At 66.6% G+C, this 12,631-nt stretch carries 15 protein-coding genes; 13 read left to right on the forward strand and 2 right to left on the reverse strand.

Translation table 11 applies throughout. The features are described from left to right. Position 1 precedes the first annotated feature (1 nt). Together PGN27_RS25610 and aroB are read left to right on the forward strand one after the other, a co-directional pair. Positions 2-637 (forward strand): shikimate kinase, encoded by a 636-nt coding sequence (locus tag PGN27_RS25610; RefSeq protein WP_281568952.1) that lies wholly within the window; start codon positions 2-4, stop codon positions 635-637. Beyond that, positions 630-1,709 carry a 3-dehydroquinate synthase gene (gene aroB, locus PGN27_RS25615; RefSeq protein ID WP_335328627.1) on the forward strand — a complete coding sequence of 360 codons (1,080 nt, stop codon included), beginning with the start codon at positions 630-632 and terminating at the stop codon, positions 1,707-1,709. Before PGN27_RS25610 ends, aroB begins: the two co-directional genes overlap by 8 nt. On the opposite strand, the gene PGN27_RS25620 is transcribed toward aroB, so the two are convergent. Further along, positions 1,710-2,228 carry a B-4DMT family transporter gene (locus PGN27_RS25620; RefSeq protein WP_335328628.1) on the reverse strand — a complete coding sequence of 173 codons (519 nt, stop codon included), beginning with the start codon at positions 2,226-2,228 and terminating at the stop codon, positions 1,710-1,712. A gap of 33 nt (positions 2,229-2,261) precedes the next feature. Here PGN27_RS25620 and PGN27_RS25625 point away from each other — a divergent pair, with 33 nt between their 5' ends. The 4 genes from PGN27_RS25625 to PGN27_RS25640 are packed head-to-tail and all read left to right on the forward strand — an operon-like array spanning position 2,262 to position 4,954. Then, complete coding sequence (locus PGN27_RS25625; protein WP_335328629.1) at positions 2,262-3,353, forward strand: M24 family metallopeptidase; 1,092 nt, start codon at positions 2,262-2,264, stop codon at positions 3,351-3,353. Positions 3,354-3,371: 18 nt separating this feature from the next. Next, positions 3,372-3,935, forward strand: a complete 564-nt coding sequence (efp, locus tag PGN27_RS25630) for an elongation factor P (RefSeq protein WP_335328630.1) — start codon at positions 3,372-3,374, stop codon at positions 3,933-3,935. Positions 3,936-3,946: 11 nt separating this feature from the next. Next, the gene (gene nusB / locus PGN27_RS25635; protein WP_335328631.1) at positions 3,947-4,426 is read left to right on the forward strand and encodes a transcription antitermination factor NusB; all 480 of its coding nucleotides are present in this window, start codon (positions 3,947-3,949) and stop codon (positions 4,424-4,426) included. A gap of 6 nt (positions 4,427-4,432) precedes the next feature. After that, positions 4,433-4,954 carry a hypothetical protein gene (locus PGN27_RS25640; protein WP_335328632.1) on the forward strand — a complete coding sequence of 174 codons (522 nt, stop codon included), beginning with the start codon at positions 4,433-4,435 and terminating at the stop codon, positions 4,952-4,954. Between the two features lie 10 nt (positions 4,955-4,964). On the opposite strand, the gene PGN27_RS25645 is transcribed toward PGN27_RS25640, so the two are convergent. Beyond that, positions 4,965-6,365 (reverse strand): aminotransferase-like domain-containing protein, encoded by a 1,401-nt coding sequence (locus tag PGN27_RS25645; RefSeq protein ID WP_335328633.1) that lies wholly within the window; start codon positions 6,363-6,365, stop codon positions 4,965-4,967. A 242-nt stretch (positions 6,366-6,607) separates the two neighbouring features. Between PGN27_RS25645 and PGN27_RS25650 the strand changes: the two genes are divergently transcribed. From PGN27_RS25650 to PGN27_RS25680, 7 genes are all read left to right on the forward strand, one after another. Then, on the forward strand, positions 6,608-7,072 hold the full coding sequence (locus tag PGN27_RS25650; protein ID WP_335328865.1) for a GNAT family N-acetyltransferase: 465 nt from the start codon (positions 6,608-6,610) through the stop codon (positions 7,070-7,072). Positions 7,073-7,238: 166 nt separating this feature from the next. Continuing rightward, positions 7,239-8,909, forward strand: a complete 1,671-nt coding sequence (locus PGN27_RS25655) for a DUF222 domain-containing protein (protein ID WP_335328634.1) — start codon at positions 7,239-7,241, stop codon at positions 8,907-8,909. 198 nt (positions 8,910-9,107) lie between these two features. Then, the gene (locus PGN27_RS25660) at positions 9,108-9,866 is read left to right on the forward strand and encodes a GntR family transcriptional regulator (protein ID WP_335328635.1); all 759 of its coding nucleotides are present in this window, start codon (positions 9,108-9,110) and stop codon (positions 9,864-9,866) included. Next, positions 9,863-10,090: a 4Fe-4S dicluster domain-containing protein gene (locus PGN27_RS25665; RefSeq protein ID WP_335328636.1), complete on the forward strand. Its 228-nt coding sequence runs from the start codon at positions 9,863-9,865 to the stop codon at positions 10,088-10,090. The genes PGN27_RS25660 and PGN27_RS25665 overlap by 4 nt, the downstream gene beginning before the upstream one ends. Before the next feature lie 38 nt (positions 10,091-10,128). After that, positions 10,129-11,493: an ABC transporter substrate-binding protein gene (locus PGN27_RS25670; RefSeq protein ID WP_335328637.1), complete on the forward strand. Its 1,365-nt coding sequence runs from the start codon at positions 10,129-10,131 to the stop codon at positions 11,491-11,493. After that, positions 11,483-12,331 carry an ABC transporter permease gene (locus PGN27_RS25675; RefSeq protein WP_418888644.1) on the forward strand — a complete coding sequence of 283 codons (849 nt, stop codon included), beginning with the start codon at positions 11,483-11,485 and terminating at the stop codon, positions 12,329-12,331. Before PGN27_RS25670 ends, PGN27_RS25675 begins: the two co-directional genes overlap by 11 nt. Next, positions 12,328-12,631 (forward strand): ATP-binding cassette domain-containing protein (locus PGN27_RS25680; protein ID WP_335328638.1); only part of this gene is annotated, 304 nt, incomplete at its 3' end. The genes PGN27_RS25675 and PGN27_RS25680, both read left to right, overlap by 4 nt.

Raw genomic sequence — 12,631 nt, forward strand, 5'->3', positions numbered from 1 at the left:
CATGGCGCCCAAGGCTGTTCTGGTGGGAATGCCGGGCTCCGGCAAATCCACCATCGGACGGCGGCTGGCCAAGGCGCTGGGAGTTCCCTTGCTGGACACCGACGTTGCCATCGTCGAGACCACCGGCCGCAGTATCGCCGACATCTTCACCGACGGCGAACCCGCGTTTCGCGCCATCGAGGCCGACGTGGTGCGTAAGGCGCTGGCCGAGCACGATGGTGTGGTGTCCCTCGGTGGCGGCGCGGTGACCACCCCCGCAGTGCGCGAGGCGCTGGCCGGGCACACCGTGATCTATCTGGAAATCAGTGCTGCAGAAGGAATTCGGCGTACCACTGGAAGTGCGCGTCCGCTGCTGGCCGGCGAGGACCCCGCCGAGAAGTATCGGGCACTGATGGATGCCAGGGTGCCGCTCTTCCGCGAGGTCGCGACCATGCGGGTCAACACCAACCGGCGTAATCCCGGTGCCGTGGTGCGCCATATCGTCACCCGCCTGCAAGGCTGCGGCCCCTCCCGGCCGCGGCGCCGACGCCGCCCGGCCTGGCGGCGGCTCCCGACCGTTCTCAACCCGGCACCGACCACCGAGGCCCCGCCCACACCTGCGGCGCTGGCCAAACGAGCAGAGGCACGCAATGAGTGAACCCGTGACAGTGGATGTTCTTGTCGACCGGCCCTACCCGGTCATCATCGGCACCGGCCTGCTCGAGGACCTGGGCCGCACCCTGACCGGGCGGCACAAGGTCGCGATCCTGCACCAGCCGACACTGGCGCAGACCGCCGAGGCCATCCGCGAGCACCTGGCCGGTCTCGGCATCGACGCACACCGCATCGAGATCCCCGACGCCGAGGCGGGCAAGGAATTGCCGGTCGTCGGATTCATCTGGGAAGTGCTGGGCCGCATCGGAATCGGACGCAAGGACGCCGTGGTCAGCCTCGGCGGGGGTGCGGCCACCGATGTGGCAGGCTTCGCCGCAGCCACCTGGCTGCGCGGGGTCGACATCGTGCACGTGCCGACCACCCTGCTGGGCATGGTCGACGCCGCCGTCGGCGGAAAGACCGGTATCAACACCGATGCCGGTAAGAACCTGGTCGGCGCCTTCCACCAGCCCTTGGCGGTGCTCGTGGATCTCGCGACGCTGCAATCACTTCCGCGCAACGAGATCATCGCCGGCATGGCCGAGATCGTGAAGGCCGGCTTCATCTCCGACCCGGTGATCCTCGATCTCATCGAGGCGGATCCCGAGGCCGCGCTGGATCCGGCCGGGACGGTCTTGCCGGAACTGATCCGTCGTGCCATCGCTGTCAAGGCCGAGGTCGTGGCCGCTGACGAGAAAGAGTCGGCGCTGCGCGAAATTCTGAACTACGGGCACACTTTGGCGCATGCCATCGAACGGCGCGAGCGTTACAAGTGGCGCCATGGTGCCGCCGTGTCGGTGGGGCTGGTCTTCGCCGCCGAGTTGGGACGCCTTGCCGGGCGCCTCGATGATGACACCGCGGACCGGCACGCGCGGGTGCTGACATCGCTGGGTCTGCCGGTCAGCTACGACGCCGACGCGCTACCGCAGCTGCTGGAGTACATGGCCGGGGACAAGAAGAACCGTTCCGGAGTATTGCGTTTCGTCGTGCTCGACGGACTGGCCAAGCCCGGCCGCCTCGAAGGGCCGGACCCGACCCTGCTGGCGGCGGCGTACTCCGTGGTGGGTTCGCGGTAGCTAGCTCTTGGCCGGCTCTTCGGGGCCGGGCTGAACCGCGGCGAACACGTCGGTGTCGGCGCGGTCCTCGTCACCCTCACGGCGTCGTACGAACGGCGGTGCCTTGCGGTCGATGGTCCAACGTCCGATGGTCACTGCGACCACGCCCGCCACGAACACCAACAGCGCGGTGAACGCGGCGAATGAGGTCAGCTCACTGAGCAGGCCGCCGGTGTAGAGCGCGGGGTAGAACAACCCGATGAACCAGCACACCAGATCGCCGAGCAGTCCGGCGATCAGACCGGCAACCAACCACACCATCGCCAGATCCTGGCGACGGTCCGGGTCACTCTGCGCACGGGCATCGGCGCGACCGTCGGCGTAGGCCCACAGCAGTACCGGAATGGCCAGGAAGAGACCCAGCGTCGGGCTGATCCACCCGGCCTGCGTCGGGAAGGAATCCACCAGGACTCCTTGGATCAGACGCAGCACCACCACGACCGCGGCGAACACGAGTCCGCGCAGCAACCACTTGCTCATGAGGGCACAGCCTAGCGAGTAGCGTCATCGACCGTGACGATATCTGCACGCAGAGACCGGTTGCGGCAGCGGCTGGCCGCCGCCGACCTGGACGCAATGCTGGTAACGGACCTGGTCAACGTGCGTTATCTGTCCGGATTCACCGGTTCGAACGCCGCGCTCCTGGTGTTCGCTGAACGGGACACGCCGGTCTTGGCAACCGACGGACGTTATGTAACGCAGGCCGCCGCCCAGGCGCCCGATGCAGAAGTGGTCATCGAACGAGCGGTGGGGCCGGCGCTGGCCGCCCGGGCCGCCGCCGGAGTGCGCCGGCTGGGTTTCGAGAGCCATGTGGTGACCGTCGACGGTTTCACGTCGTTGCAGCGCGCCGGAGCGGGTGTCGACTTCGTGCGCGCCGCCGGGATGGTCGAGCGGCTACGCGAGGTCAAGGATGTCGGTGAGATCGCGATATTGCGCTTGGCCTGCGAGGCGGCCGACGCAGCACTGCACGACCTTCTGGAACGGGGCGGCCTGCGGCCCGGCCGGACGGAGAAAGAGGTCAGGCGGGACCTGGAGTCGCTGATGCTCGACCACGGTGCCGACGGGATCTCGTTCGAGACGATCGTCGCAACCGGATCGAATTCGGCCATCCCGCACCATCGGCCCACCGATGCGGTGCTGGCCACCGGGGATTTCGTCAAGATCGACTTCGGCGCCTTGGTGGCGGGCTATCACTCCGATATGACCCGCACCTTCGTTCTGGGCAGTGTCGCGGACTGGCAGCGAGAGCTCTATGAGTTGGTGGCGACCGCGCAGGCGGCGGGACGGGCTGCCGTGGCACCCGGGGCGGACCTGCCCGCGGTGGATGCCGCAGCGCGTCAGGTGATCGCCGATGCCGGCCACGCCGAGCACTTCGGACATGGGCTCGGACATGGGGTCGGACTGCAGATACACGAAGCGCCGGGAATCAGCGCCTCGGCCGTCGGTACACTGCTTGCTGGCGCTGCGGTCACCGTGGAGCCCGGCGTCTACCTGCCCGGCCGGGGCGGTGTCCGAATCGAGGACACCCTGGTTGTCGGCAGCGAGGACGCACCCGAACCCGAATTGCTCACCCGGTTCCCCAAGGAACTGGCTGTCATCACCTGATCTAGGAGCTGTACACACGTGGCATCAACCGCCGACTTCAAGAATGGTCTCGTCCTGCAGATCGAGGGACAGCTCTGGCAGATCACCGAGTTCCAGCACGTCAAGCCCGGTAAGGGGCCTGCGTTCGTGCGAACCAAGCTCAAGAACATCCTGTCGGGCAAGGTCGTCGACAAGACGTTCAACGCCGGTGTGAAGGTCGAGACGGCCACCGTCGACCGCCGCGACGCCACCTACCTGTACCGCGATGGGTCGGATTTCGTCTTCATGGATTCCGAGGACTACGAGCAGCACCCGCTGCCGGAGTCGCTGGTGGGCCGCCTCGCGGACTTCCTGCTGGAGGGCATGGCCGTCCAGATCGCGTTCCACGACGGTGCACCGCTGTACCTGGAGCTGCCGGTGACGGTGGAACTGGTCGTCACCCACACCGAGCCCGGACTGCAGGGCGACCGCTCCAACGCAGGTACCAAGCCCGCCACCGTGGAGACCGGCGCCGAGCTGCAGGTGCCGCTGTTCATCAATACCGGCGACAAGCTGAAGGTCGACTCGCGTGACGGTTCGTACCTCGGCCGGGTCAATGGCTGAAGGCCGGACGAATGGTTGACCGCAAGGGCGACCGCGGTCGGCACCAGGCCCGCAAACGCGCCGTCGATCTGATCTTCGAGGCGGAGGCCCGCGGTATCACCGCGGCGGAGGCTGCCGATGCGCGCAACGCGCTGTCGCACACCCAGGCCGATATCTCGCCGCTGAACCCGTACACGGTCACGGTGACGCGCGGTGTCACCGAGCACGCCGCGCATGTCGATGATCTGATCTCCTCGCATCTGCAGGGATGGACCCTCGACCGGCTGCCCGCCGTGGACCGAGCGATCCTGCGGGTCGCGGTGTGGGAGCTGTTGCACGCCGAGGACGTCCCCGAGCCGGTGGCCGTCGACGAGGCCGTCGAGCTGGCCAAGGAACTGTCCACCGATGAGTCACCGGGATTCGTCAACGGCGTGCTCGGCCAGGTCATGCTGGTGACACCGCAGATCCGGGCCGCCGCCGCCGCGCTGCGACCTTCGGACGGCGCGGAGTAGCGGACCGTGCCGCAGGACTGGGCGCCGTACACGAGCCTGCAGGACGCGGCGACGGTGTATCTGCGCGATCCCGATCTCGCTCTGGAGCAGTTGCGGTCGGTCGTCGAGTTCCCGGGCGTCGCGGCGTTCATCATGTCGCGCGGGGAGTCCGAGGAGCACTGGGGCACTGCGGTGTGGCAGGAGGTGGTGGCCACCGATGGGCTGCGTCTCATCCTGTGGCGCGCCGATGACGAGTTCGACGACAACCGGCGGCAGTTGACCTCGTCGGTGCGCACCATTTTGCTCTCGACGATCAGCGACCACATCCTGAGCACTCAGTTCGACGTGCTGCCCGATGGCACGCGGCGACTCGCCGAGGTGCGCCTGCGGATGTACACCCAGCTGGTGACCCGGGCTCGGCGCACATCGGCCACCGACAGCGATCTGTACTGCGAATCCTTCCGCTACACCAAGACCGTCGACAACGGGGGACTGGCGCAGATGGAGCGGCTGTTGCAGTTCGGGCGGGTGCTCTCGCGCTCGCTCTAGGCGTGCCGGTTCAGTGTGCGGAGCCGGGCACGCGTTCGATGACATTGGCGAGTGTCCGGACTCCCTCCGCCAGCTGGGCGGGACTCGCGGCGCCGTAGGAGAGCCGCAGAAACGGTCCGGGCGGCTCGTTGACGAAGAAATGGCGACCGTCACCGACGAGCACTCCGGCGGCATACGCGGCGGCGGTCAATTCGCGGGTGTCGACACCGTGCGGCAGCTTCATCCAAAGATGAATTCCCCCTTGGGGAATGGCATTGATTCGGACCTGCGGCAGCGCGGTCTCGATGGCTGCGAGCAACGCATCGCGTCGCACCCCGAGTTCGGCGCGCAGACGCTTGAGGTGGCGCGGCCAGCCGGTTGATGTCAATAGGGTGTGCCCGATCTCCTGGATGAGTGGTGCCACACAGATGTCGTCGGCGGTGCGCGCGGCGCGTAATCGTTCGCCGGCGGGTCCCCGTGCGATGACGGCACCCAGCCGAAGGGCGGGAGAGGCGGATTTCGCCAGAGTCAGGATTGTGACGACGTGCCCGTGCGGATCGGCGGTGAACAGTGGCGGTGGTGGCTGCGCGTCGATACCCAGATGTCTGGCCCAGTCGTCTTCCAAAAGGAATGCTCCGTGCGTGGCCGCGATATCGAGAATCTGGGTGCGGCGCTGTGCACTGAGCACCGCTCCGGTCGGATTGGCATGGCTGGGTTGTATGTAGACCAGGCGGGCCCTGGTTCGCTCGAGTTCCTCGGCGAGGCGCTCGACGACGATTCCCTCATGATCGGCGGGCACCGATGCCACCTTCAGCCCCGCGCTCTGTGCGGCCAGAATTGCCCCGGGATAGCTGGGACTTTCGGTGATGACCGTGGCGCCGGGCTCGGCGAGGGTGCGCATGGCGAACACGAGCCCCTGCTGTCCGCCCGACACCACCAGGACGTCGTTCGGGTCGGCACGGTACTCGGCCGATATGACGCGCCGAAGTTCCGGTAGGCCGGCAACGGGTGTGATCGCGTGGGCGCGGGAACTCCTCGCCGATCGACTGGCTATGCGATACAGCTCGTCGGTCGGGGTCAGTTCAGGGGCGAGGTACCCCCAGGACAAAGGGATGTGATCGGCCGACCCGTATCCGCCCAACCTGGCGGCGCGGTCGGCATCGACCCGTGCCGGTCCGAGTGCCTGTGTCTGCCAGGAGTAGTCGGGTTCGGCTAGCCGCTGTCGTCCGGTGACGAAGGTGCCACGGCCTGGCTCGGCGCGGATCAGACCCATTGCACTGAGCTCGGCCAGCGCAGCCGAAATCGTAGCGGCGCTTGCGTGATACTCACCGGACAGGGCTCTGACTCCCGGCAGTTTCGTACCCGCGGGCAGGGCGGCGATACGGCCGAGCAGGGCGGTCGATATCTCGGAAGCTCTGTTATCGTTATTCATGAGATTACTAGATAACGTTACTACTTTTCCGAGCGCAGCGTTACTCATTCGCCTCGGGCGAGCCATCGGCTTCGTCCAAACTCTCCCACGATCGCGATCTGCCGTTCACCGACACGGCTGATCGGCGACATTCTGGAGGCGAAAGGAGCTGTGGGCCAAGACATTGAGCGGTGCATGACCCCGCATGGCGCCGAACGGGCGCGCAGAACGAGATACCGAAACACGATGTACATGGGAAAGACATGACTGGCAAAACCGCACCTGCAATCCGCACGCTCGAAGCCGCCGACGAGACGCGTTGGCGTTCGCTGTTCCGTGCATACCGGGAGTTCTACAAACTCGAGGAATCGGAGGAGATCGTCTCTCGTGCCTGGGGGTGGCTCATGAATCCCCGCCACGAATGCAAGGCGATCGTCGCCACGGTCGGCGGCGAACTGGTCGGCTTTGCGCATCACCGTCGGTTTTCCTCGCCGTACACCGGCTCGACCGGGATCTTCCTGGACGATCTATTCACCGATCCCGAGGTGCGCGGAAAAGGAGTGGGACGAGCGCTCATCGGCCGGCTCACCGAGATGGCGGCAGCCGAAGAACGATCGGTGGTCCAATGGGTGACCGCTGCCGACAATGTGCAGGCTCAGGCGCTCTATGACACGTTGGCCACGCGCACGACGTGGGTCACCTACGAAGCCGCACCTACGGCGAACTAGGCGCCGCCGGGCCCGACCCGCTGCTGTCGGGTCGGGCCTGTGTCGCGCTTGCGTGAAAGTCGTTCGCTGACAGTGCAAATGGCGCCTCAGATTTTTCTTTGGTCTCGCCTGCCTCTGGTGTCACTTTCTCGCGTGTTCTGTCGGTGATAGAACGTATGTTCGAGTCATGAGATCGGATGTGGCGGCCAGTCGGGAGTCGGTGCAGCACGCCCTCTCCGATCGCGCCGCGTCGGTGAAGGCGTTGTTGGATGCCGATTTCACCTGCTTTGACACGGCGGAGTTGTTGGCGTTGCAGTCTGAACGCGAGGAACGTGCCCGCGCCGATGCGGCGGTCGATCACCGGATCCTGGCGGTGTTGATGGATCGGGCGACCGCCCATGAGATCGGGGGCAAGACCTGGGCCGATGTGCTGTCCACCAGGATGCGCCTGTCCGGGGCTGAGGCGGGCAGGCGGATCCAGGCCGCCAAGCAGTTGGGGCCACGCCACGCCATCGGCGGAGAGGTGCTGGCGCCGTTGCTTCCGGCGTGTGCGGCTGCGTTGGCCGCCGGCACGATCAATGACGGGCATATCCAGGTCATTCGCGGCGCGGTGCACCAGGCCGCGAAACACACCACTGCGGCCAAGTGCGCGGAGCTCGAAGAGATCCTTGTCTCGGTGGCCGCGGCCGCCGGTCCGGAGACGGTGCAGACAGCAGCCACGCACGCGTTGATGTTGCTCAACCAGGACGGGCCCGGCCCGGACCTGGCCCGCCACAGGCGCGGGATCCGGATCGGCAAGCAAGATGCCGACGGGCTCACCCATATCAGCGGTTGGGTCGATCCCGAGCTGGCCGCCTATCTGGGGACCGCCTTCGATGCGTGGGCCCGGCCAGGGATCAACAATCCCGAAGACGCTCAGCCGCAACACAATGGGGATCCCAATCCGCTCGATGAGGGCCTCGACGCCGAACCCCGGCCAGAGGCAGAAGCGGAGAGTAACGCTCAGCTTGACGCCTGGCCTGGAGCGGAACCTGAGCCCGAACGCGAGGTGGCAGCCGGGTCAAATCTCGGGTCTGAGTGTGCGCCGAGCGTTGATGATGCGCCCGAGTTCAGGACCTTCGATGATCTGGCCGACAGGATGGACGCCGTCGCTGCCGCCCAGGCCGCTGCTCCTCGGCCGAGTATCGACTTCGAGGCGCTGGCCGACGGGCCGGCCGGCCGCGACACCCGCACCGCTGCCCAACGCCAACACGACGCCCTCAAAGCCATCCTGCGCGACACCCTGATGTCCAAGAGGCTCGGCCAGCACAACGGGCTACCGGTCACCGTCGTGGTCTCGACCACCCTGGCCGAACTCGAAACCGCCGCCGGCATCGCGGTCACCGGCACCGGCACCCTCATGCCCATGCCCGACCTGATCCGTCTGGCCGAACACGCCCACCACTACCTGGTGATCTACCGCCACCACACCGCCGAACCGCTCTACCTGGGCCGCACCAAACGCCTAGCCACCAAAGCCCAACGCCTACTGCTCTACAACCGCGACCGCGGCTGCACCCGCCCCGGCTGCACCCACTGCGCCAACCGCTGCCAAGCACATCACGCCGAACCCAGCTGGGCCCGCGGCGGACACACCGACGCCCCCACCCTCGGTCTGGGCTGCCCACCGGACAACCGCCTCGCCGAACTGGGCTGGACCACAAAAATCGACCCCACCACCGGCCGCGTCCACTGGCACCCACCACCACTACTGGACACCGGCCAAGACACCATCAACCACCACTTCCACCCCGAAGAACTCCTCGGAGAGTTCCTCGGCGGACAAGGCGACCCCGAGGACGGGGACGACGGTGGCTGACTCCGGTGCGGACGTGCCCGCATACTTCGATTCACCGCGATCGAAATATGCGGCTGCTCGGAGCAGGTGGCGCAATACCACAAGGCTCGCGAATTATGGCTGGTCCCTGTGCCGCAGAGGCGGCGCAATGACGTGCTGTAACCGATCCGGGCTGCTCAGCAGTCGGGACGATGCCAGAATCGGTTCTACGGTGATCGGGTGGCAGCCACAGATCCGACACCGATCCGCCGTGCGCGGGCCGATCAGGCCCGTCCGGTCGCCGATCTGCTGCGCCATCAGATCCACGGCGGCGGCTATCCCGACGGCCTACCCAGCGAAACCGAGCTGGCCGCCGAATTCGCGGTGTCGCGGAACACCATTCGTGAGGCGCTCGGCGTTCTCAAGGATGAGGGACTCATCGATCGCGGCACCCGGGTGGGCACCCACGTCGCCGTGCGCAAACTCGACCACGGCCTCGATGCGCTGGTCGGGCTGAAGGAGACCTTCAAGCACTACGGCGAGGTGCGTAACGAGGTCAGGGCCGTCCTCACCATGGCCGCCCCGCCCGCGGTGGCCCGCAAGCTCGACCTCGCCCCCGGTTCCGCCGTGGTCTACATCGAACGGCTGCGCTATCTCGGCGATCTCCCGCTGTCGCTCGACCTCACCTACCTTGCACCAGATATCGGCGAACAGGTCATCACACATCCGCTGGAGACCAATGATGTCTTCGCCCTCATCGAGCAGGTCAGCGGCCGGCAACTCGGCTCGGCCGCGCTCGCCCTGGAAGCCATCGCGGCCGACCGGCACTCCGCGGACACCCTGCAGGTACCCGACGGCGCGGCCCTGCTGATGCTGGAACGCCTCACCAGCCTCGACGACGGCCGACCCGTCGACCTCGAATACATCCGGATGCGCGGAGACCGGATCACCATGCGCAGCAACCTCTCCCGAAATCAGCCCGGTAGGAGCTCAGAATGACCCTGGTGAACAACCGCGTCGACGTCCCGGTGACCATCGACGAGTCGCTATGCATCGAAGGCTGCACCCTCTGCGTCGAGATCTGCCCGCTGGACTCGCTGGCCATCAACCCGGAGAACGGCAAGGCCTTCATGCACGTCGACGAATGCTGGTACTGCGGGCCGTGCGCCTCGCGCTGTCCCACCGGTGCCGTCACCGTCAACATGCCCTTCCTCATCCGCTGACACCAGCCCGTCGGCTCAGCTCCCAGATAAGGCCCGTCGTGAAGAAACCACTCGTTGCGCTGCTCGCTGCCCTGACCGCGACCGTCGCCGCCTGCTCGCTGGATACGAACAGCTCCGCCGATGACGTGGTCAACGTCGTGATCGGTTACCAATCCAAGACCATCAATACCGTTACTGCGGGAACCTTGCTGCGAGCCAAGGGGTTCCTCGAACAGCGGCTGGCCGATGTCACCGCCGAGAACGGCACGAAGTACAACGTCGTCTGGCAGGACTACGACACCGGCGCACCGATCACCGCGCAGATGGTGGCCGAGAAGATCGATATCGGTTCGATGGGCGACTACCCGATGCTCATCAACGGATCGAAGACCCAGGCCAACGAGCGAGCTCGCACCGATATCGTCTCGGTGACCGGCTACCACCCCAAGGGTGCGCTGAACATGATCGTCGTCGATCCCGCCTCACCGGCCCGGACGCTCACCGACCTGGCCGGCCAGAAGGTCTCGGCCAGCGTCGGTTCCGCCGGTCACGGCACCCTGGTGCGCGCACTGGAGCGTGTCGGCCTGGACCCCAAGACCGGTGTCGAAGTACTCAACCAGCAACCACAGGTCGGTGCCTCGGCTCTGGAATCCGGCCAGGTAGAGGGACTTTCACAGTTCGTGGCCTGGCCGGGACTGCTGGTCTACCAGGACAAGGCACGGCTGCTGTACGACGGTGCCGAGCTGGACTACCCGACGCTGCACGGCGTGGTGGTCCGCGAGGACTACGCCGACCGTCATCCCGAGGTGCTCGACGCCTTCCTGCAATCCCAACTCGACGCCACCGAATTCCTGAACTCCGAACCGTTGGAAGCCAGCCGTATCGTCGCCGACGGTAGCGGGCTGCCGCAGGAAGTCGTCTATCTGTACAACGGTCCCGGGGGCACCTCCTTCGACACCACGCTCAAACCGTCACTGGTCGACGCACTGAAAGGTGATGTGCCGTACCTGAAGTCGATCGGTGACTTCGCCGAACTCGACGTCGCCGGATTCGTCAACGACGGGCCGCTGCGCAAGGCCTTCACCGAACGAGGCCTCGACTACCAGTCGGCGCTGGACGCGACGAGCCCTCCGAACGGTGGTGAGCTGTGGCTGCAGGGTTCCGACTCGACCCAGACCGTGGCCAACCCGACCGAACTGCTGCGTGCGGTACGCGCCGCGGAGGCAGACGGTGCGACCGTGCGCGCGGCATATGTCCCCGATGCCGAACTGGGCACTCGATGGTTCGCCGACAAGGCGGTCTGGGTCAAGGACGGCCAGAGCTATCTCCCGTTCGGTACCCAGGCGGGCGCCCAGCGGCATATCGTCGCCCATCCCGGTGCGGCCGTCGTCAGTTATCGCGAGGCCCTGGTAGGTGTGCAATGACGGCCCTGCTGGACCCCCCGACGACGGCGGCGCCGGTGACGGCAAAGCCGGTCGCGCCGGGGGTGTGGCGGCACCGCTTGTCCGGGTGGCGTCTGTCCTGGCCGCGATCGGGTTGTGGGAAGTGCTGACCACCAACGGTATTCGGTTATGGATGCGGTTCGACACGCTGCCGACGGTCACCGAGATCGGTGCCGCCCTGGCGGCCAAGGCCGGCACGCAGGAGTACTGGCTGGACCTTGCGCAGTCGCTGATCCGCATCCTGACGGGTTTCGGACTGGCCGCGCTGCTGGGTGTGGTGACCGGAATCATGCTGGGTCGGTCCCGCTGGTTCGCCGATATCTTCGGCCCGCTCACCGAACTGGTGCGGCCCATCCCGGCCATCGCGGTGGTGCCGGTGGCGATCCTGCTCTTCCCCTCGGATGAGGCAGGCATCGTCTCGATCACCTTCCTGGCCGCCTACTTCCCGATCATGGTGAGCACTCGGCACGCGGTACGGGCACTGCCGACCATCTGGGAAGACTCGGTGCGCACCCTCGGCGGTGGGCGCCTCGACGTGCTGCGCCAGGTGGTGTTGCCGGGCATCCTTCCCGGTCTGTTCGGCGGACTGTCGGTCGGTATGGGAGTGGCCTGGATCTGCGTGATCTCTGCAGAGATGATCTCGGGCCGGCTCGGCGTGGGCTACCGCACCTGGCAGGCCTACACCGTGCTCGACTATCCGGGCGTATTCGTCGGCATCATCACCATCGGGGTGCTCGGCTTCGGCACCGCCGCGGCGATCGAGCTGATCGGCCGCCGCGCCACCCGCTGGTTGCCGCGCGGCGGGGAGCCGAACCGATGAGCACCGCCGTGGCAACCGGTATGGCGCTCGAGCTGCACGATGTCACCCTGTCCTACACCGGATCCCCGGTCCTGCGCGGGCTGCATCTGACCGTGCAGCCGGGTGAGATCCTGGTGCTGACCGGTCCGTCGGGATGCGGCAAATCGACCGTGCTGCGGGCGCTGGCCGGCCTGCTGGCACCCGACACCGGCCGGGTGCTCGCCGACGGTGGAATCATCACCGGAACATCCAGGGACCGGGGAATGGTATTCCAGGACAGCGCATTGCTGCCATGGCGCACCGTCCGGTCCAATATCGAAC

Origin of the sequence: Mycolicibacterium neoaurum, assembly GCF_036946495.1 — a bacterium.
GTDB lineage: Bacteria > Actinomycetota > Actinomycetes > Mycobacteriales > Mycobacteriaceae > Mycobacterium > Mycobacterium neoaurum_B.